The sequence below is a fragment of the uncultured Wocania sp. genome (genome assembly GCF_964021735.1).
In the GTDB taxonomy this organism is placed as follows: Bacteria; Bacteroidota; Bacteroidia; order Flavobacteriales; family Flavobacteriaceae; genus Wocania_A.
Map to the genome: position 1 here is coordinate 24405 of NZ_CAXIBN010000005.1, position 22203 is coordinate 46607.

Here is a 22203-nt window from a genome sequence, read left to right on the forward strand (position 1 = left end):
CCTTGGCAGTAAACGAGAAAGGCATATTAAACCGATTGTATTTTATAGCAGGATGTATGTTCATCTTCGGCGTTGCTGTGGTGTTTAAATTGGTGAGTATTCAGTTTTTGCAGGGTGATAAATATAAAGTCATGGCAAGCGAGCGTATTGTTAAAGATGTAATAATTCCAGCAAATCGAGGTAATGTGTATTCGGCTAATGGGAATTTATTAGCAACATCGATTCCTAAATACGATATTAGAATAGATGCTATTACGCCAACTTTAAAAGTATTTGAAAAGCATTTAAAACCTTTAAGTGATTCGCTTTCAAAATACTCAGGAAAATCGTCAAACTATTATCAAAAGGAAATCAGAAAAGCCAGAGCGAATAAGAACAGGTATTATTTGTTGGCTAGAAATATTGGGTATTCAGATTATATAAGAATTCGAAATTTTCCATTATTAAACCTAGGTGCTTTTAAAGGCGGGCTGATTGTAGAGCAAACTACCAAGCGCGAACATCCAATGGGAGGTATAGCACAACGTACTATTGGTTATGAACGTTTTGATGAAAAAGGCAATGTGACACGCCCAGGAATTGATGGTGCCTATGGTATTCAATATTTACGAGGGACTGATGGGAAAAGAAAAAAACAGCAAATTGGAAAAGGGCAATGGAAGCCTTTGAGTGATGCTAATGAAATTGAGCCTAAAGATGGTTACGATGTCTATACAACCATAGATGTGAATATTCAAGATATAGCGCATCATGCGCTTTTGGAGCAGTTAGAAAAATATAAAGCTGATCATGGTTGTGTTGTGGTTATGGAAACGAAAACTGGCGAGGTAAAAGCTATAGCAAATTTAGGTAGAAATTCTAATGGACATTATTATGAAAGGAGAAATTATGCAGTGTGGGAATCTCATGAACCTGGTTCGACATTTAAATTAATGGCAATTACGGCTGCTCTTGAAGATAAAGTAATTGATACGAGTGATGTGGTAGATACTGAGAAAGGCATCTTAACGTTCTATGGAAAAAAAGTAAGAGACTCAAAGTATGGGGGTTACGGTAAAATATCAATCTCTGAAGCTTTTGAAGTGTCATCAAATACAGGAATAGTAAAAGCTATCGATCAGGCTTATGGAAAAAATCCTAGCAAGTTTGTGGATAGACTTTATGCTATGAGTTTAAATGAAAAATTAGGATTACAAATTATTGGTGAGTCAAGTCCAATTATTCCAGATCCAAGAATTAAAAATAAGCGTTGGAGTGGTATTGCATTACAATGGATGGCTTATGGTTACGGTGTGTCGTTTACACCTTTACAAACCCTAACATTTTATAATGCAATTGCTAATGACGGCAAAATGGTAAAGCCACAATTTTTAAAAGAGGTTAAGGAATTTGATAGAGTTGTTGAGCCTTATAAAGTAGAGGTGATAAACAAACAAGTTTGCTCGAAAGAAACCGTTGCTAAAGTGCAGCAATTATTAAAGAATGTTGTTGAGAAAAAGCACGGAACAGGTAATAGGTTGTATTCTGAAAATTTCTCAATGGCAGGTAAAACAGGAACTTGCCAAAAAGATTATCGAGACAAAGAAAAGCTAAATTATATTTCATCTTTTGCTGGGTATTTTCCAGCTGATAATCCCAAGTATTCTTGCATTGTTGTAATACATGAGCCTGATAAAAGTGTTGGCTATTATGGTGCTGATGTATCTGGTCCAGTATTTAAAAAAATAGCTCAAAAAATATTTACAGATACACCGATTATTGATGAGGTTGAATCATTAAAAGTTAAAAGAGCATCAACTGAAAAAGAATACGAAAGTTTTTATCAAACTGCACAAACTTACAAAACTATTATGCCAAACGTAGTAGGCTTACCAGCAATGGATGCCTTAGCATTGTTAGAGAATATGGATGTAAATGTAAAAGTGAAACTCGACGGTAGCGGTATTATAAAAGAGCAATCAATTAGTAAAAATGTAAAACTTAAAAACAATCAAACCATTGTTTTAAAAGCATCATGATGATATTAAAAGACATATTATACAAAGTAGCTCTCAACGCTGTTGTTGGAAGTACTGGTGTGTCTATTAATAATATTCATTTTGATTCTAGAAACATTAAGGAAGCCGATTTGTTTGTTGCAGTTACAGGTAGCGTTGTTGATGGTCATAAATTTATTGATGTCGCTATAAAAAGTGGAGCAACAGGAATTATTTGCGAAACATTACCAAAAAACTTAATCGATGGTGTTACTTATGTAGAGGTTGATAGTTCTACTAAAGCTTTAGCAATAATCGCATCAAATTTTTACGGTTCGCCATCAGAAAATTTAAAACTTGTTGGAGTTACAGGAACTAACGGGAAAACTACTATTGCAAGTTTATTATGTCAATTATTTAAAAATGCAGGCTATAAAGTTGGATTACTTTCAACGGTTAAAATAGTAGTAGATAATAAAGTATATAACGCAACACATACTACACCAGATTCTTTAACTATAAACAGGTATTTAAAGGAAATGAATGATGTTGGTGTTGAGTTCTGTTTTATGGAAGTTAGCTCTCATGGTATTCATCAAAACAGGGTTGAAGGATTGTGTTTTGAAGGTGGTATTTTTACCAATCTGTCTCACGACCATTTAGATTATCATAACACATTTGCAGAATATCGAGATGTGAAAAAAGCATTTTTTGATGGGCTCTCATCTAAAGCTTTTGCGCTTGTAAATACCGATGATAAAAACGGATTGGTAATGCTGCAAAACACAAAAGCTAAAAAATACACTTATGCATTAAAAGGGTACGCCGATTATAAAGCGCAAATTTTAGAAAATCAATTCGGGGGCTTGTTGTTAAAGCTTAACGACAGTGAGGTTTGGACACGTCTTGTTGGCAATTTTAATGCCTATAATGTATTAGCAATTTACGCCACTGCAGAATTGTTAGGATTAGAAAAAGTTGAAATTTTAAGATTGATTAGCGAGTTGGAAAGCGTAAGCGGAAGGTTTCAATACATCATTTCAGATGAAAAAATAACAGCAATAGTTGATTATGCACATACGCCCGACGCATTGAAAAATGTGTTGGAAACCATTAACAGCATCCGAACTAAAAACGAAGAATTAATAACCGTTGTGGGTTGTGGTGGCGATAGAGATAAAACAAAACGCCCTAAAATGGGGCATATCGCATCAGCGTTAAGTACAAAAGTGATTTTTACAAGTGATAATCCGCGAAGCGAAAAACCTGAAGCTATTCTTGAAGATATTGAAAAAGGTGTCGAGCCTCAAAACTTTAAAAAAATAGTAACCATTTCAGATAGAAAACAAGCTATCAAAACGGCTTGTCAGTTGGCACAACCTAACGACATTATTTTAATAGCAGGAAAAGGGCACGAAACCTATCAAGAAATTAAAGGTGAACGCTTTGATTTTGATGATTATAAAATAGTACAAGAATTTTTAAAACAATTACAGAAATAGAATGCTAGAAGTTGGAAGACTCAAGACCGAAGCAAAAATAAGATGATAATGTCTCAAATAAATAATAATAAACAATAGTATAAATGCTGTATTACCTATTTGAATATTTAGAAAAGCAATTCCAATTTCCGGGAGCGACTCTCTTTGGGTTTTTAACCTTTCGTGCAGCTTTTGCTATGATTTTGTCATTGCTTATTTCTACTATTTATGGAAAAAGAATCATTCGTTTTCTTCAGAAAAAACAAATGGGAGAAACCATAAGAGACTTAGGTTTAGCTGGGCAAGCTCAAAAAGCAGGCACGCCAACAATGGGCGGAATTATTATTATTCTTGCGACATTAATCCCAGTATTATTACTCGCTAAATTAGAAAATATTTATGTCATTTTATTGATTGTTACCACTCTGTGGATGGGCGTTATTGGATTTATAGACGATTATTTAAAGAAATTTAAAAATGATAAAGAAGGTTTAAAAGGACGCTTTAAAATTTTAGGGCAAGTTGGTCTCGGGATCATTATAGGTACAACATTATTTTTTCATGATGATGTTACTATGAAGGAAAAACTCCCGCTAGAAGTACAACAAGAACTTTTAGCAGAAAATCCAAAAATTGAAGCTTCTAAACTATTTAAAGATGAAGTAAAATCAACCAAAACAACTATTCCATTTGTAAAAGGAAACGAATTTGATTATTCAGATTTAATCACATGGATTAGTCCAAACTTAGAAAAGTATGCGTGGATTATATTTATAATAATAACAATTTTAATCATAACAGCAGTTTCTAATGGAGCAAATCTTACAGATGGAATTGATGGATTAGCGGCTGGTACATCAGCAATAATAGTGCTTACTCTGGGGATTTTTGCATGGGTTTCTGGTAATATTATTTTCTCAGAATATCTTAATATCATGTATATCCCAAGGGTTGAGGAAATCACTATTTACATTGCAGCATTTGTTGGTGCACTTATAGGATTTTTATGGTATAACACATACCCAGCTCAAGTGTTTATGGGAGATACAGGAAGTTTAACTATTGGTGGCATTATAGCAGTAATTGCTATTGCTGTTAGAAAAGAATGGCTAATTCCTGTTTTGTGTGGTATTTTTTTAGCAGAAAATTTATCAGTAGTCATGCAGGTAGGGTGGTTTAAATATACCAAGAAGAAGTATGGTGAGGGGCGACGCATTTTTAAAATGTCGCCATTACATCATCATTTTCAAAAATTAGGATATCATGAAAGTAAAATAGTTACACGTTTTTGGATTGTTGGGATTTTGCTTGCAATACTATCAATAGTGACATTGAAGATAAGATAGATGAAAAAGCTTGTTGTTTTAGGGGCAGGGGAAAGTGGTGTTGGTGCAGCACTTTTAGGGAAAGCAAAAGGATACCAAGTTTTTGTTTCAGACAACCAAAAAATAAAAGAAAAATATAAACAAGTTCTTATACATAATGAGATTGAATGGGAAGATGAAAAGCATTCTGAGGATAAAATTCTAAATGCAAACATCGTAATGAAAAGCCCGGGAATTCCAAATAAAGTGCCTTTGGTGAAACAAATTCATGAAAAGGGAATTACTGTAGTTTCTGAAATTGAATTTGCGTCAAAATTTACCAAAGCTTGCATTGTTGGAATCACAGGAAGTAACGGTAAAACCACTACAGCAACATTAACGCACCATATTTTAAAACAAGAATTGAATGTTGGGTTAGCTGGAAATATTGGAGATAGTTTTGCGAAACAGATTTTAGAAGATGATTTTGAAAATTACGTGTTAGAGATTAGTAGTTTTCAATTAGATGATATTGTTGATTTTAAACCAAAAATAGCTGTTATTACTAATATAACGCCAGATCATTTAGATAGATATGATTATCAATTTGAAAACTACATTGCCTCAAAATTCAGAATAGCTATGAATCAAACAAAAGATGATTATTTGATTTATGATGCCGATGATGAAGTGATTACTAATCATTTAAAAAACAACCCAGCTCAATCCAAATTATTGCCGTTTTCATTAACAAAAACTATTGAAAATGGTGCGTATTTAGACAAAGAAGAAATTATTATAACAATAGATAACAACCAAATAATTATGCCAACAACAAATCTAGCATTAGAGGGAAAACACAATATTAAAAATGCGATGGCTGCTTCAACAGTCGCTCATTTATTAAAAATTAGAAAACAAACCATTCGCGAAAGTTTAGAAAACTTTCAGGGTGTCGAGCACCGCTTAGAGCACGTATTAAAAATTAATAAAGTACAATACATAAACGACTCAAAAGCTACCAATGTTAACGCGACGTATTATGCTCTTGAAAGTATGGATGCGCCAACAGTTTGGATTGTTGGAGGAGTAGATAAAGGGAATAATTATGAAGAGCTTTTTCAGTTTGTAAACGAAAAAGTAAAAGCAATTATTTGTTTAGGCGTTGATAACGAAAAACTAATAAACACGTTTGGTGGAATGGTAGATATTATAATTGAAACTCAATTTATGAGCGAAGCTGTAAAAATAGCTTATAAGGTTGCCGAAGCTGGAGATAGTGTATTATTATCACCAGCATGTGCAAGTTTTGATTTGTTTGAAAATTACGAGGACAGAGGTCGTCAATTTAAAAATGCAGTAAGGAATTTATAAAAATAAGTGCGGACATTATTTAAAAACATAAAGGGAGATCGTTTAATTTGGGCAATAGTTGCGTTGTTGGCAATACTATCATTCTTGCCTGTTTATAGTGCTGCAAGTAATTTAGCGTATAGGGCTGGAAATAGTAACACTTTTGCATTTTTTGTTAAGCACTTTATGCATTTGTTTTTAGGGTTTGCTATAATGTACGGCGTGCATAAAATTCCATACAGATATTTTAAGGGTTTGTCTTTAATAATGATTCCTATAATATTGGTTTTATTAGGGGTTACTATGTTGCAAGGCACTACAATTGAAGGAGCAAATGCAAGCAGATGGATTCAAATACCAATTGTAGGCATGTCGTTTCAAACATCCACATTAGCATCGGTTGTACTGATGGTTTATGTAGCGCGATATATGTCTAAAATAAAAGATAAATCAGTAACTTTTAAAGAATCCATATTACCACTTTGGATTCCTGTTTTTCTTGTTTTAATTCTTATTCTTCCAGCTAATTTTTCAACGGCAGCTATAATGTTTTTAATGGTTGTCATGTTGGTTTTTTTAGGCGGATATCCAATTCGATATTTAGCAGTTATTATAGGTTCTGGTATTTTAGTCTTGGTATTATTTGTGTTGGTGGCTAAAGCATTTCCTGATGCTATGCCAAATAGAATTGATACTTGGATGAGCAGAATTGAGAGTTTTTCTGATGCTGAAGATACTGTAGCCGATTATCAAATTGAAAAAGCAAAAATAGCCATAGCCTCAGGAGGTATTCAAGGTGTTGGTCCAGGAAAAAGTATTCAAAAGAATTTTTTACCGCAATCGTCATCCGATTTTATTTTTGCCATAATTATTGAAGAATATGGCTTGTTAGGTGGTTTTACAATTATGATTTTATACATGTGGCTATTGTTTAGAATTGTTATAGCAGCGCAAAAATCGGATACCATTTTCGGTAAACTTTTAGTGCTTGGTGTAGGTTTGCCTATTGTGTTTCAAGCCTTAATTAATATGGCAGTTGCAGTAGAATTGTTCCCAGTTACAGGGCAAACATTACCATTAATTAGTAGTGGTGGTACATCTATTTGGATGACGTGCTTAGCTATAGGAATTATACTGAGTGTAAGTGCTAAACGAGAAGAAATAAAAGAACAAGAAAATAATGAAGATAACCCGTTAGAAATTCTAAGCGAAGCATTATAAGTTTAATGACTTCTTTGGAATTTGGATTTTAAATATTGGAATTTTAAGAATAAACATTCGTGAATTAGTGGTAAAAAAAGAAACATACAAAATTATTCTTTCCGGAGGAGGAACAGGAGGTCATATTTATCCTGCTATTGCCATTGCAAACGAAATAAAGTCTCGTTATCCAGATGCCGAATTTTTATTTGTTGGTGCTAAAGATCGTATGGAAATGGAAAAAGTGCCACAAGCAGGCTATGATATTAAAGGCTTGTGGATTTCTGGAATTCAGCGAAAACTGACTTTAAAGAACCTAATGTTTCCTTTTAAATTGAATAGTAGTTTATGGCGAGCTCGTTCAATTATTAGATCTTTTAAACCAGATGTAGTTATAGGTACGGGAGGTTTTGCAAGTGGTCCAATGTTGTATTTGGCTGCATTAAATAAGATTCCAAGCTTAATACAAGAGCAAAATTCGTATCCAGGAATTACTAATAAATTGCTAGGAAAAAAAGCAAATAAAATATGTGTGGCTTATGATGATTTAGAGCGCTTTTTCCCTAAAGATAAACTCATAAAAACAGGAAATCCGGTACGTCAAGATTTGCTAGATATTGAAACTAAAACGGTTGAGGCAAAAAATCATTTCAACTTAAAACACGGAAAACGTACGCTTTTAGTTATTGGTGGTAGCTTGGGTTCAAGACGTATAAACGAATTGATTGAAAAAGAGTTGGATTTTTTTGATACTCAAAATGTGCAAATAATTTGGCAATGCGGTAAGTTGTATTATCAACAATATAAAATTTATGGAAATACAAAGAATGTGCAGGTCTATGAGTTTTTAAACAATATGGATTTTGCTTATGCTGCAGCAGATGTAGTAATTTCAAGAGCTGGAGCTATTTCGGTTTCAGAATTATGTATTGTAGGTAAACCTGTAATATTTATTCCGTCGCCAAATGTCGCAGAAGATCATCAAACAAAAAATGCCATGGCAGTAGTTAACAATAATGCGGCATTATTAATTAAAGAAGAAGATTTAGATGCCGATTTCGAGAATAAGTTTTCACAGTTAATTGCAGCTCCAGAAAAACAAAAAGAACTGGGAGATAATATAAAAAAATTAGCATTAGTTAATGCAACAAAAGAAATAGTAGACGAAGTAGAAAAATTACTTAAAAGTAAATGAATTTAAACAGCATACATAACATCTATTTTATTGGTATTGGTGGCATAGGCATGAGTGCCTTGGCACGCTATTTTAATGCTAATAATAAAAATGTAGCTGGTTACGACAAAACACAAACCATAATAACAGAGGCGTTAGCAGCTTTAAATATTCAAATTCATTTTGAAGATTCGGTAAACAATATAGATGCTAAATTTTTAAATCCAGAAAATACCTTGGTAGTTTATACGCCAGCAATCCCTAAAACCCACATCGAATTAAATTATTTTAAATCTAACGGATTTAAGGTTTTAAAACGTTCGGAAATTTTAGGGTTAATAACCGAAAATACTTTTTGTTTGGCAGTAGCAGGAACACACGGAAAAACAACAACAACAAGTATTTTGGGGCATTTAATGCACGAATGCGATGTTAAGTTAACGGCTTTTTTAGGTGGTATTAGTGAAAATTATAATTCTAATTTAATACTAAAAGGGACAGAGGTTTCAGTTGTTGAAGCTGATGAATTTGATCGTTCATTTTTAACGCTATCTCCAGATTTAGCATGTATAACTTCAATGGATGCGGATCATTTAGATATTTACGGAAAAGCTTCAGAATTAATAAATTCATTTGAAGATTTTTCAAAAAAAATAAAGCCTAATGGAAAATTATTTATAAAAAACGGATTACCATTAAAGGGTATTACTTACGGTATTGAAGATGATTCAGATTACAGCATTCAAAATATAAAAATAGAAAATGGTACTTATGTTTTTGATGTAAAAACACCAAAAATAGTACTTGAAAATTTACAATTTAACCTACCTGGGAGACATAATTTGTCGAATGCATTAATAGCCTTGGCGATGGCTGTAGAATATGGTTGCCCAAACCAACAGCTCGCCAAAGCTTTAGCATCTTATAAAGGGGTTAAACGCCGATTTACATATCATATTAAAACTGAGGATTTAGTTTTTATAGATGATTATGCACATCATCCAGAAGAAATAAATGCGGTACATCAAGCGGTTCGAGAAATGTATCCAAACCAAAAAGTGTTGGCTATTTTTCAGCCCCATTTATATTCGAGAACACGTGATTTTATAGACGATTTTGCAAAAAGCTTATCACAATTTGATGAGGTTGTATTATTAGATATATATCCAGCAAGAGAGTTGCCTATTGAAGGGGTAACATCTAATTGGTTATTAGGTAAAATAAATAATAAAAATAAGCAGTTAGTTAGTAAAACAGAATTATTAAAAACCATACATAAAAGCGATGCTCAAATTATATTAACAATTGGTGCTGGCGATATTGGAGAGGAAGTGAAACACATTAAAAAAGAATTAAGTATTGCGAGTTAATTGGAGTTATATAAAAATGATATTTCTACTAGGTTTAGTGGTTTTTTTGTTTGCTTTTTCATTACATAGAAATGAGCAAAGAATATTAACAAAACCTCATGTAAAATTTATTGGAGATAACAATCTTTTTATTACAAACGAAACTGTTAGTAAATTGTTAATACAAAATTATAAAGGGATTAAAAATGTAACTAAAGAAACTTTAGTTTTGAATGAATTAGAGAATGCCCTAAAATCTAATCCCATGATTAAATCTGCAGAAGTGTATGTTGCTGTTAATGGTACGCTTAACGCAGAGATTGAACAGAAAACACCTATTGCAAGAGTCAGTACAAATGCGTCTTATTATATTGATGATGAAGGTTTTTATATGCCACTATCAAATAATTATTCGGCTAGAGTACCTTTAGTTACTGGTTATGTTGAAAAAAACAACTTAAAAAATGTCTATAAAGTAGCAAGTAAAGTTAGTCAAGATGATTTTTTAAAAAAGAATGTTATCGAAATTCATCAAAGTGCTAATAAAAAAATATACTTAAAACTAAGGCAGTGTAAGTTTTTAGTTCAATTAGGTGATGTTAATTTTTTAAATAAGAAAATTAGTAACCTAAAAGCGTTTTATCAAAAAAATCAAAAAGAAAAGACGCTTAATAATTATAGCAAAGTCAATTTGCAATTTGAAAACCAAGTAGTGTGTAGTAAATAAATTGAATAAGTTATCACTAAGTATTTAATGAAAAGGGCATTAAAAAACTGTGAAAGTATTGAAGGTTAAACCTCAATTATTGAGCAAAACGTAAACCATGGAGCATAATTTAGCAGTAGGATTAGATATAGGAACCACAAAGATTGTGGCTATGATTGGTCGTAAAAACGAGTACGGCAAAGTCGAGATTTTGGGCATTGGTAAGTCTAAAAGTTTAGGTGTGCACCGCGGTGTTGTAAACAATATTACGCAAACGATCCAATCTATTCAGCAGGCTGTTCAAGAAGCCGAAGTTGCAGCCGACATGAAAATTATGGGTGTTACGGTAGGTATTGCAGGACAACATATACGTAGCCTCCAACATAGTGATTACATAACCAGATCAAATTCAGAAACGGTTATTGATGATAATGATATTGATAGACTTATTAACCAAGTGCATAAATTGGTAATGCTTCCGGGTGAAGAAATTATTCATGTATTACCACAAGAATATAAAGTTGATGGACAAGCTGAAATAAAAGAACCAATAGGGATGTATGGTGGACGGTTAGAAGCTAATTTTCACGTTGTTGTAGGGCAAGTGTCATCTATCAGAAATATAGGGCGTTGTGTACAAAGTGCAGGCTTAAATTTAGAAGGCATCACTTTAGAACCTTTAGCATCAGCAAATGCGGTACTAAGTCAAGAAGAAAAAGAAGCAGGAGTAGCGTTGATAGATATAGGTGGCGGAACAACAGATTTAGCCATTTTTAGAGATGGTATTATTCGTCATACCGCAGTAATTCCATTTGGTGGAAATGTAATTACTGAAGATATTAAAGAAGGTTGCTCAATCATTGAAAAGCAAGCGGAATTATTAAAAATAAAATTCGGTTCAGCATGGCCAGGAGAAAATAAGGACAATGAAATAGTATCTATTCCAGGGTTACGAGGTAGAGAACCAAAAGAAATTACTCTAAAAAATCTGTCTAAAATAATTCATGCCCGAGTAGTAGAAATTGTAGAGCAGGTTTATGTTGAGATTAAAAATTACGGTCACGAAGAGCAAAAAAAGAAACTAATTGCAGGTATTGTTTTAACAGGTGGTGGGAGTCAATTAAAACATTTAAAGCAGTTAGTAGAATATATAACAGGAATGGATACCAGAATTGGGTACCCGAATGAGCATTTAGCTGGCGATAGTGATGAAGATATTACCAGTCCGTTATACGCCACAGCAGTTGGTTTGGTTTTAGATGGTTTAAAGCGTCAAGAACGAAAACAAATTGAGCAACAGCACGAAAAAGAAATTGAAGAAGCAGAAATTACTGAAGAAGAAATAAAAGAAAAGCCAGTTAAAGAACGGCGTTCGTTCTTAGACAAATTAACAGAGCGTGTTAAAGATTTTTTAGATAACGCAGAGTAGTGAATCCATTGAATTAAAAAAATATAAAAGTATAAAACCCCAGTAAAACAGAATTTATGAGCAGCAAAACAGAATTCGAAAGCATTGCATTTGATTTACCAAAGAATCAGTCAAATGTCATTAAAGTTATTGGTGTTGGCGGTGGTGGCAGTAATGCCATTAACCACATGTTCCAACAAGGCATAAAAGGAGTCGATTTTTACATTTGTAATACAGATGCACAAGCACTTCAAAATAGTGGCGTTCCAAATAAAATCCAATTAGGTGTTAATTTAACCGAAGGATTAGGTGCAGGAGCTAATCCAGATATAGGTGAGCAGTCTGCTGTTGAGAGTTTCGATGATATTTCAACAATGCTCGATACCAATACAAAAATGGTTTTTATAACTGCTGGAATGGGCGGTGGAACAGGAACTGGTGCTGCTCCAATAATTGCTAAAATGGCTAAAGATTTAGATATTTTAACAGTTGGTATTGTAACAATGCCTTTCGCTTTCGAGGGTAAAATGCGTATAGAACAATCTCAAAAGGGTATCGAAAAATTAAGAGATGTTGTAGATTCTTTAATTGTAATCAATAATAACAAACTTCGAGAGGTTTATGGAAACCTTGGTTTTAAAGCTGGTTTTTCTAAAGCTGATGAGGTGCTATCTACCGCTGCTCGTGGTATAGCCGAAGTTATTACACATCACTACACACAAAATATCGATTTACGTGATGCTAAAACAGTATTAAGTAATAGTGGAACGGCAATTATGGGTTCTGCTTTAGCTTCAGGTCAAAATCGTGCTCAAGACGCCATACGTAAAGCTTTAGATTCACCTTTGTTAAACGACAATAAAATTACTGGTGCTAAAAATGTGTTATTGTTAATTGTTTCTGGCTCGCATGAAATAACCATTGATGAAATAGGAGAAATTAATGATCACATCCAAACTGAAGCAGGTCATGGTGCTAATATTATCATGGGTGTTGGTGAAGACGAAGCGCTAGAAGAATCTATTGCGGTTACTATTATTGCAACAGGATTTAATATAGAACAGCAAGACGAAATTTCTAATACTGAAACCAAGAAAGTGGTGCATTCGTTAAGTGAAGAGGAAGACATAAGCTTAAAAGCTAAAGAACCTGTTATTATTGAGCCTGTAGTAGAATTAGAAGTAAAAAAAGAAACACCAATTGTTAGGCATACTTTAGATCTTGAATCTGAAGAAGAGCCTGTTAAGCAACCTAAAAAAGAAGTTGTAAAAGAAGATACTGTTGATGTATTTTCAAAAGACATCAATTTAATACCAACATCAGAAATCATCAAAAATATTGATGTTATTTATAATGAAGTCAAAATAAATAATGTTGAAGATGAAGATTTTATAATCAAACCAGTTACAAGAATGTCTGATGATATTGAGGATATGACGGATGTTGAGGTAATTTCAGATTACATTGAGGAAGAACAACAAATCACATTAACTTTCGATTTACCTTTATCTTCAGATGTTGAAGAGAACACAAAAGGTGAAGATGTTATCTCTTATCAATTAAATGAAGAGACAAAAGATATTCCTGTTAAGGATTATGTTGAGCTTATAACGGTAAATGAAACAAATGAAAAAGGCGATATTCGTTATGCTTTAGATGATTATATTGAAGTAGAATCTGCAATGAATAAAAAAGTATCAGAATCTAACGAAATTATAGAAGAAATTGATGAAGATATTGTTTTCGAAAAGAAAGTTCTGCATCAAGAAATTAACAAGGAAGCTTCAGTTGAAGAAGTAGATCCTATGAATAGTCCAATTTCTGAATTATTGAAAGAACGTGCAGATGAGCGCAGACGTAAAATGAAAGAGTTTAATTATAAATTCAATAACGCAAAAATTGATGATATTGAAAAGGTACCAGCTTACAAACGACAAGGCGTAAATTTAGAGGAAGCAAAACATTCCTCTGAAACCGATATGTCTAGAACAAGCATTGGTTTAGATGATAATGACGATATTCAATTACGAAATAATAATTCTTTTTTGCACGATAATGTAGATTAGGGTTATATACATTGAACTTACTTATTTATGCGCCCGAAAAGTCCCTCAATTTTTCGGGCTTATTATTTAATTATTTTTTATCATTTCTATAAAGGCGGGAATCTATTTTTTTATCTTCGCATTTCAAATAAAAAACTCATGAGTTTACAACAAAATATAATGTCGGCTTTAAAAAGCGCCATGAAAGCTAAAGATCAAACGGTTTTAACAGCTTTACGTGCGGTTAAATCTGCTATTTTATTAGCTCAAACAGAAAGTGGAGCTAAAGAAGAGCTAACTGAAGAACAAGAACTTAAAATACTTCAAAAACAAGTTAAACAACGTCGAGATAGTGCTGCTATTTATTTAGAACAAGGTCGTGAGGATTTAGCAACGCCAGAATTAGCAGAAGCTGATGTGATAGCTCAGTTTTTACCAGAAGCTTTAAGCGATGAGGAGATAGAGAAAGTCGTAGTAATGACTATCGATAATATTGGAGCAGAAGGAATGAAAGATATGGGAAGAGTAATGGGTATAGTTAGTAAAGAACTGGCTGGACAAGCAGATGGAAAAACCATTTCTAATATAGTAAGGCAAAAATTATCTTAAATTCTTAGTGGTAAGAAGAGTTATAATAAAGAATAGTCAATAGAAAATAATAAATATAATGGCTGCGTAGTTCAACTGGATAGAATATCAGATTTCGGCTCTGACGGTTGGGGGTTCGAATCCCTTCGCAGTCACTAATAAAAACAAAAGCCTTGTAAATTTACAAGGCTTTTGTTTTTATATAAGCTTCATTATTTACCAAAATAAAGCATATAAAACCGTTAGAATTATCATAATTGCAAAAGCCCCAATATTAAACAAAGGCGAGGTTTTAAACAATTGCTTTGTAATAGGTATACCTTTTTCGTCATCAGCCCCTTTATGTTGTAAATAACTAAATATTCCTATTACCAACATAGTTAAAAGTAAAGTGTATCCCATTTGATCCATAAAAGGGACATCTACAAAGAAAGAAGATGTTGACCATCCTTTGGGTGCTACTTTAAAATACATAGCAATTGGAATGGAAGCTAATGCACCAATAATAGCAGCTTTGTTTGTGGTTTTTTTCCAGAATAAACCTAATAAAAATACAGCTAATATACCTGGGCTAACTACACCCGTGTATTCTTGTATAAACTGAAACGCTTGTCCTAAGTTTCCTAAAAGCGGTGCTATTATACATGCAATTACTAAAGCAACAAAAGCAGAGATTCTTCCAGTACTTACTGTAGCTTTATCGCTAGCTGTTTTATTAATATATTGCTTGTAAATATCCATAGTAAAGATGGTAGATGTAGAATTCAACATAGATGCTAAAGAAGATACTATTGCGGCAGCTAATGCAGCAAATGCTAACCCTTTAAGTCCAGTTGGTAAAAATTGTAATAACCAAGGATAAGCCTTATCTGCTTGTTCTAAAGATGGTAGGTTTCTAGAAGCTGCATCGCCTAATCTTGTCATAATTTCTGCATCATTAATCATCACATAAGCAGCGATTCCTGGAATAACTACAATTAAAGGAATTATTAATTTTAATACAGCAGCAAATAAAATTCCTTTTTGTGCTTCTTTTAAAGATTTGGCAGCTAGTGTTCTTTGAATAATATATTGGTTGAAACCCCAATAGTATAAGTTAGCGACCCACATGCCACCAACAAGAACACCAATTCCTGGTAAGTTCTTATATTCAGGATTAGATTTGTCAAGAATCATTTCAAAGCGCTCGGGTACTTCTTCAAAAACAGTAGTTAATCCAGCAATAAACCCATCACCTCCTGAGACTGTATTTAGTGCTAAGTAAGTTGTTACTAATCCCCCTAATACTAGGAAAATAACTTGTATTACATCTGTCCATGCTACGGCAGATAAACCTCCATACAATGAATAAGCTGCCGCAAATAATGCTAATCCTATAACACCATATATTAGTGGTATTCCTAAAATAGTATTTAAGGCTAAAGAACCTAAGTATAAAACTGTAGTTAAATTTACAAACACATAAAGTGCAATCCAAAATACAGCTAGAATGGTTTTTAAGTTGGTAGAATAACGTTTTTCAACAAATTCAGGAATTGTATAAAGTCCTTTTTCAATAAATATAGGCAAGAAATATTTGCCGACTATTATTAGAGTAATTGCAGCCATCCATTCGTAAGAAGCTATGGCTAGACCTGATGCAAAACCAGAGCCAGACATCCCTATAAATTGTTCTGCTGAAATATTTGCTGCAATTAATGATGCGCCAATAGCCCACCAAGGAAGAGACTTACTAGCTAAGAAATAATCTTCGGCGTTTTTTTGGTGGCCCTTTTTGTCTCTAGAAACCCATAATCCTACTCCTAAAATTAAAATAGCATATGCAATAAAGACTACATAATCCCACGTATCAAATCCTGCTGTCATAATGAAATTGTTGGTTTAGTTTGTGATAAGGTATCAAATATAGATATTTAATTTTAAAGAAATATAATTTTCAATAAAAAAAATCAAACTAGTACGGTCTAGTAGTTTTTTGTCAATAAAAATGATACATTTGTAATGTATATGATTACAATTCAAAGTAAAATAGGAATACCAAAGTATAAGCAAATTGTTAATTCGATTGAAGAGGCTATTACATCTGGATTACTTAAAAAAGGAGATAAGCTACCATCTATTAATAATGTGAAAGAAGAACATTCGCTTTCCAGAGATACCGTGTTAACTGCGTTTAATGAGTTGAAAAACAGGGGTATTATAAAATCTGTTGTAGGTAAAGGTTATTATGTTTCAAGTGAAGATATAAATGTGAACCAAAAAATATTTTTACTTTTTGATGAATTAAACTCCTTTAAAGAAGATTTATATAACTCCTTTTTAGAACACTTAGGTGAAAATATTCAAGTAGATATTTTTTTTCACCATTTTAATACCACCATTTTTAGCAAACTAATTCATGATAATATAGGCGACTATAATTATTATGTAATCATGCCTGCTAATTTAAATGATACAAACTCGATTATTCAAAATTTGCCATCAGATAAGGTTTTTATTTTAGATCAAATGCATGATGATTTAAAATCATACTCAGCCATTTATCAAAATTTTGAACAAGATATTTTTAATGGCCTTGAACAAGCATTGCATCTTATAAAAAAATACAAACAACTCAATTTACTTTTTCCAGAAGATAAGCAACCGCAAGGGATGTTAAAAGGGTTTGAACAATTTTGTAAGATACATACTCTTAGTTATTCTATTTTAAATTCGCTTAAAAATTATGAACCTAAAATTGGCAATCTTTACATTATTCCAGACGATAAAAATTTACTTCGGATTATAAAATCATTTAAAAACAATAATTTAACATTGGCTAAAGATGTAGGTGTAATATCGTATAACGATACTTTGCTTAAAGAAATAGTTGCTGGTGGGATTACTACTATATCGACAGATTTTAATGCCATGGGGAAACAATTAGCAAGTATGATACTTAATAAAGAGGTAGGTAAAATTGTAAATCCCAATAATCTGATTATAAGAAATTCATTGTAAAAATTAAAAAGGAAACACATTGTACAGTATTAAACATTATAAAGAAGAAAACGTATTAGAATTGAAAAGCTCTGACACGTCGTTTTATGCTAAAATTTATTTGAATGAAGGTGCAAGTTTGCAAGAGTTAACACTTAGTAATAAGCCCATTATAGTGAGTTTAGAGCCTTTGGTTTATAGCAATACCTATGCATCTGCTATTTTATTTCCGTTTGCAAACAGAATTAAAGATGGTGCTTATGTTTTCAACAAAACCCATTATCAACTGCATACTAATAACGAATCCGAAAATAATGCCTTGCATGGTTTGGTTTACGATAAAGCCTTTAAAATTATCAATCATAAGGAAAATAATGATTCTATTTCAATAAAGCTGGAGTACAAAGAAAATAAACTCGCTAAAGGGTTTCCATTTACTTATAGTATTCAATTAGAATATGTTTTTACTAGAGATTCTTTAGACTTAATAGTTTTAGTTAAAAATACAAGTGCAGAATCATTTCCTTTTACTTTAGGGTGGCATCCTTATTTTTTAAGTGCTAATTTATACGAGAGTAGTTTGGAGTTTTCAAGTCGAGAAAAGTTAATCCTAGGAGAAAGAAACATAACTACTGGTACCGAATCTATAACAGATGTTAAAATCTTTAATATTGAAGATAAAAAACTAGATGACTGTTGGGTGTTAAGTAGAGATGCTGTTAAATTTAACACGCCAGAATATCAGTTTCTTTTAAAATCTTCTGAAGAGAATAACTTTTTGCAAGTTTACACGCCCCCCAAAGAAAATATAATAGCCATTGAGCCAACAACTGGCGTATCTAATAGTTTTAATAATCAAATCGGATTGAAAGTATTAGAGCCTAATGCGTCGTATAAGATAGAATGGCGTTTAAAAATGATATAAAAACTTTTAATAATTAAAAAATGAGTACTAAACTAATTAATGAAGTAAAAATAAAGTTTATTGAAACATTTAATGAAGCTCCTTTGTTGGTTTTTTCTCCAGGAAGAATTAACTTAATTGGAGAACATACCGATTATAATGAAGGCTTTGTTTTTCCTGCGGCTGTAGATAAAGGAATAGCCGCAGCTATTCAAAAAAGTAATTCTGGGCATTGTACGGCAATAGCTTTAGATTTAGATAGTACTATTGAATTTGAGTTAGATAAATTAAAACCCTCTAAAGAGGGTAGCTGGGAAAATTATGTATTGGGGGTTGTTGCCGAAATTCAGAATAGAAATATAATTGTAGGCGATTTTAATATCATATTTAAAGGAAATATACCAAGTGGTGCAGGTATGTCATCTTCTGCAGCATTAGAAAATAGTGTTGTTTTTGGGTTGAACGAATTATTTGATTTGGGATTATCAAAACACGAAATGATTTTAATTTCGCAAAAAGCAGAGCATAATTATGTGGGTGTTAAATGTGGTATTATGGATCAATATGCTAGTATGTTTGGTCTAGAAAATAATGCTTTGCATTTAGATTGTAGAACCATTAAATCTAAACCATTTGAAATAGATTTTAAGAATCATCAGCTCATGTTAATAAACACAAATGTTAAACATAGTTTGTCTGATAGTGCATATAATGATAGACGTTCTGTTTGCGAAAATATTTCTGAGTTACTTGGAATAAAAGCCCTTAGAGATGCTACTGAAGCAGATTTAGAAAAAGTAATAGATAAAGTAACACCAGCAAATTATCAAAAAGCATTATATGTTATTCAAGAAAATAAAAGAACTGTAAAAGCCGCTAAAGCTATTGAAGATGGAGATATTGAAACTTTAGGGGCACTAATCTATCAATCGCATGAAGGCTTATCTAATAAATATAAAGTGAGTTGCGATGAATTGGATTTTCTTGTTGAGCAAGCAAAGAAAAACAAGCATGTTTTAGGAGCTAGAATGATGGGAGGTGGTTTTGGAGGATGCACCATTAATTTAGTTGCAAAAACTGAAGCAAAAGCATTTTCAGATGTAGTTTCTCAAGCTTATAAAAAGAAATTTAATAGGGACTGCTCAGTATATTTTGTAAAACTAGCAAATGGAACCCATTTAGTAAAGTAAAATTATTTAAAAAAAAATGAATACAGATTTACAAGATTACTCACATAAAAGATTTAATATATTAACAGGAGAATGGGTTTTAGTATCTCCACATCGTGCTAAACGCCCTTGGCAAGGGCAAAATGAAGCAGTCTCAAGAGAGAAAAGACCAGCTCACGACCCAAATTGCTATTTATGTGCAAGAAATACAAGAATTAATGGCGAAGTAAATCCAGATTATAAAAATGTTTTTGTATTTAGAAACGATTTTGCGGCATTACAATCTAATTCAAAATCTTTTTCTTTAGACAACGGATTGTTAAAAGCTGAAAGCGAAACAGGTATATGTAAAGTTATCTGTTTTAGCCCAGACCACTCAAAGAGTTTAGCAGATATGGAAATTGAAGCTATAAATGAAGTTGTAAAAGTTTGGCAAAAGGAGTATAAACTACTTGGCGAAAATCCAGCGATAAATAACGTTCAAATATTTGAAAATAAAGGAGCGGTAATGGGATGTAGTAACCCACACCCGCATGGTCAAATTTGGAGTCAATCTACACTTCCAAATGAGGTAGAAAAGAAAGATAATCAACAAAAAGCATATTACTTTAAAAATAAAAGTAGCCTTTTAGGGGATTATTTAAAACAAGAATTAGAAGCTAAAGAAAGAATCATTTTTGAAAACGAATATTTTGTAGTGCTAACACCTTTTTGGGCTATATGGCCTTTTGAAGCTATGATTGCACCTAAAAAACAATATGAGGATATTACTCAGATTTCAGAAAAAGAAAGTTACGCCTATGCCGAAGCTATTTCGGTTTTAACCAAAACTTACGATGCTTTATTTGAATGTTCATTCCCGTATTCTAGTGGTATTCATCAAGCACCAACAAATGGTAGAGAGAATAATCATTGGCATTGGCATATGAGTTTTTATCCGCCATTACTACGTAGTGCTACTGTAAAAAAATTTATGGTAGGATACGAAATGTTTGGTACGCCACAACGCGATATAACAGCAGAACAAGCAGCAAAACGGCTGAGAGATTTAATTAAATAGTACTTGAGTTTTTAATTGTAAATTGCAAATAATTATTTGGTTGTAATAGAAATATACAATGCAGCAATTTTTACTTTTTAAAACCGTTTTCTAGATATGCTTTACTTTTTAATTAGAGAGTCTTATACATTTGGGAGTAAAGTAATACTAGGTATTCTGTTTGCTGTATTGGTATACTTATTTTTATATTATGCTTTTAAAATGACTGAAATGGCTTATGTTTTAAAGCATAAAAAGCCATTGTACAATCATTTTTATGTTTATTTAAGACGATTAAACACAACACAAAAATCATTTTTAAAAAATCATTTTACTTTTTATAAAAATCTAACAGATAAAGAGAAAAAGTATTTCGAGCATCGCGTATCATTATTTATTAAAGACAAAGATTTTATTGGTAGAGAAGGTAATAGAATTACTGATGAGATGAAAGTTTTAATATCAGCAACTGCGGTTATGTTAACTTTTGGGTTTAGAGACTTTTATGTTGGCGTAATTTCAAAAATTGTAGTCTACCCAACTAAATTTTATTCAAATACAAATAAAGCTTATCACAGAGGCGAGTTTAACCCTAAACTAAAAGCATTAGTGTTGTCTTGGGAAGATTTTAAAGCTGGTTTTAATGATGAAAATGATAATTTGAATTTGGGAATTCACGAATTTACTCATGCTATTCACATAAATAGTATGAAAGAACGTGATGTTAGCTCCACAATTTTCAGCGATTCTTTTAAAGAGTTAACAAAGCTCTTGTCAATAAACGAAGCTTTAAGAAACAGGCTGATGGTTTCAGACTATTTTAGAGAATATGCATTTACTAATCAGTTTGAATTTGTTGCTGTTATCATTGAGAATTTTATTGAAACACCGCAAGAATTCAAATCGCAATTTCCTAGTGTTTATGGTAAAGTTAAACAAATGCTTAATTTTAATGTAGCAGGGTATTAAGACTATTAAAATATCTTAAATTCATGATTTTTATCATACTTTTTTAAGTTTTTCATTTATACTTTTAGTGTGGAATTTAAAACTTAATATCATGAAAAGAAGAACTCCAGTTTCAGAAATAATGTCTAAAGAAGTAATTGCTTTAACTCGGTCTGATGATTTAGATAGAGCAGAAATGTTATTTAAAAGGCATAATATTAGACATATTCCAGTAGTTAGTGGAGAGTCTATAATAGGTATGTTAAGTTATTCAGACTTGCTACGTATTAGTTTTGCAGATGCAACAAATGATGAACGTGATGTAGATTCGGTAGTTTATAATATGTTTACTATTGAACAAGTAATGACAAAAAACCTCATAAGTGTAACAAGTGAGACTACTATAAAAGAAGTTGCCGAAATTTTAGCTGAAAACGAATTTCATGCGCTTCCAGTAGTAGACGACTCAATTTTAATGGGTATAGTTACAACAACAGATTTAATAAACTATTTATTAAAACAGTTTTAAGAATTTGCATGAAAAGTTTTTGTATGTAGTATCACAATCTGTTTTTACTTT

Annotated in this window: 18 protein-coding genes and 1 tRNA gene; 18 read left to right on the top strand and 1 reads right to left on the bottom strand. The window is 32.2% G+C overall.

Translation table 11 applies throughout. From position 1 onward, the window contains the following. Window positions 1–56 precede the first annotated feature (56 nt). The 12 genes from AADI82_RS01120 to AADI82_RS01175 all read left to right on the top strand — a co-directional run bounded on the left by AADI82_RS01120 (window position 57) and on the right by AADI82_RS01175 (window position 14739). Window positions 57–2018, top strand: coding sequence for a penicillin-binding protein (locus AADI82_RS01120; RefSeq protein WP_341214643.1), 1962 nt, complete (start codon window positions 57–59; stop codon window positions 2016–2018). Next, complete coding sequence (locus tag AADI82_RS01125; RefSeq protein WP_341214625.1) at window positions 2015–3478, top strand: UDP-N-acetylmuramoyl-L-alanyl-D-glutamate--2,6-diaminopimelate ligase; 1464 nt, start codon at window positions 2015–2017, stop codon at window positions 3476–3478. The genes AADI82_RS01120 and AADI82_RS01125 overlap by 4 nt, the downstream gene beginning before the upstream one ends. Before the next feature lie 83 nt (window positions 3479–3561). After that, complete coding sequence (gene mraY / locus AADI82_RS01130; protein WP_341214626.1) at window positions 3562–4803, top strand: phospho-N-acetylmuramoyl-pentapeptide-transferase; 1242 nt, start codon at window positions 3562–3564, stop codon at window positions 4801–4803. After that, window positions 4804–6135, top strand: coding sequence for a UDP-N-acetylmuramoyl-L-alanine--D-glutamate ligase (murD, locus tag AADI82_RS01135; RefSeq protein ID WP_341214627.1), 1332 nt, complete (start codon window positions 4804–4806; stop codon window positions 6133–6135). Window positions 6136–6141: 6 nt separating this feature from the next. After that, window positions 6142–7335 carry an FtsW/RodA/SpoVE family cell cycle protein gene (locus AADI82_RS01140; RefSeq protein ID WP_341214628.1) on the top strand — a complete coding sequence of 398 codons (1194 nt, stop codon included), beginning with the start codon at window positions 6142–6144 and terminating at the stop codon, window positions 7333–7335. A gap of 67 nt (window positions 7336–7402) precedes the next feature. Continuing rightward, complete coding sequence (gene murG, locus AADI82_RS01145; RefSeq protein WP_341214629.1) at window positions 7403–8509, top strand: undecaprenyldiphospho-muramoylpentapeptide beta-N-acetylglucosaminyltransferase; 1107 nt, start codon at window positions 7403–7405, stop codon at window positions 8507–8509. Beyond that, window positions 8506–9858: a UDP-N-acetylmuramate--L-alanine ligase gene (gene murC, locus AADI82_RS01150; protein WP_341214630.1), complete on the top strand. Its 1353-nt coding sequence runs from the start codon at window positions 8506–8508 to the stop codon at window positions 9856–9858. The genes murG and murC overlap by 4 nt, the downstream gene beginning before the upstream one ends. A gap of 16 nt (window positions 9859–9874) precedes the next feature. Then, window positions 9875–10564, top strand: coding sequence for a hypothetical protein (locus AADI82_RS01155; RefSeq protein WP_341214631.1), 690 nt, complete (start codon window positions 9875–9877; stop codon window positions 10562–10564). Window positions 10565–10661: 97 nt separating this feature from the next. Further along, window positions 10662–11972: a cell division protein FtsA gene (ftsA, locus tag AADI82_RS01160; protein ID WP_341214632.1), complete on the top strand. Its 1311-nt coding sequence runs from the start codon at window positions 10662–10664 to the stop codon at window positions 11970–11972. Between the two features lie 56 nt (window positions 11973–12028). Next, window positions 12029–14017 carry a cell division protein FtsZ gene (ftsZ, locus tag AADI82_RS01165; protein ID WP_341214633.1) on the top strand — a complete coding sequence of 663 codons (1989 nt, stop codon included), beginning with the start codon at window positions 12029–12031 and terminating at the stop codon, window positions 14015–14017. A gap of 138 nt (window positions 14018–14155) precedes the next feature. Then, window positions 14156–14605: a GatB/YqeY domain-containing protein gene (locus tag AADI82_RS01170; RefSeq protein WP_341214634.1), complete on the top strand. Its 450-nt coding sequence runs from the start codon at window positions 14156–14158 to the stop codon at window positions 14603–14605. Between the two features lie 60 nt (window positions 14606–14665). Continuing rightward, a tRNA-Arg gene (locus tag AADI82_RS01175) sits at window positions 14666–14739 on the top strand. 61 nt (window positions 14740–14800) lie between these two features. On the opposite strand, the gene AADI82_RS01180 is transcribed toward AADI82_RS01175, so the two are convergent. Further along, window positions 14801–16450, bottom strand: coding sequence for a sodium/sugar symporter (locus tag AADI82_RS01180; protein ID WP_341214635.1), 1650 nt, complete (start codon window positions 16448–16450; stop codon window positions 14801–14803). Between the two features lie 135 nt (window positions 16451–16585). Between AADI82_RS01180 and AADI82_RS01185 the strand changes: the two genes are divergently transcribed. From AADI82_RS01185 to AADI82_RS01210, 6 genes are all read left to right on the top strand, one after another. Further along, the gene (locus AADI82_RS01185; RefSeq protein ID WP_341214636.1) at window positions 16586–17584 is read left to right on the top strand and encodes a GntR family transcriptional regulator; all 999 of its coding nucleotides are present in this window, start codon (window positions 16586–16588) and stop codon (window positions 17582–17584) included. 19 nt (window positions 17585–17603) lie between these two features. Further along, the gene (locus tag AADI82_RS01190; protein ID WP_341214637.1) at window positions 17604–18488 is read left to right on the top strand and encodes an aldose 1-epimerase; all 885 of its coding nucleotides are present in this window, start codon (window positions 17604–17606) and stop codon (window positions 18486–18488) included. Window positions 18489–18508: 20 nt separating this feature from the next. Next, window positions 18509–19657, top strand: coding sequence for a galactokinase (gene galK, locus AADI82_RS01195; protein WP_341214638.1), 1149 nt, complete (start codon window positions 18509–18511; stop codon window positions 19655–19657). A 16-nt stretch (window positions 19658–19673) separates the two neighbouring features. Further along, window positions 19674–20696 (top strand): UDP-glucose--hexose-1-phosphate uridylyltransferase, encoded by a 1023-nt coding sequence (locus AADI82_RS01200; RefSeq protein WP_341214639.1) that lies wholly within the window; start codon window positions 19674–19676, stop codon window positions 20694–20696. A 96-nt stretch (window positions 20697–20792) separates the two neighbouring features. Continuing rightward, the gene (locus tag AADI82_RS01205) at window positions 20793–21644 is read left to right on the top strand and encodes a zinc-dependent peptidase (RefSeq protein ID WP_341214640.1); all 852 of its coding nucleotides are present in this window, start codon (window positions 20793–20795) and stop codon (window positions 21642–21644) included. A gap of 91 nt (window positions 21645–21735) precedes the next feature. After that, window positions 21736–22152 (top strand): CBS domain-containing protein, encoded by a 417-nt coding sequence (locus tag AADI82_RS01210; protein ID WP_341214641.1) that lies wholly within the window; start codon window positions 21736–21738, stop codon window positions 22150–22152. Window positions 22153–22203 lie beyond the last annotated feature (51 nt).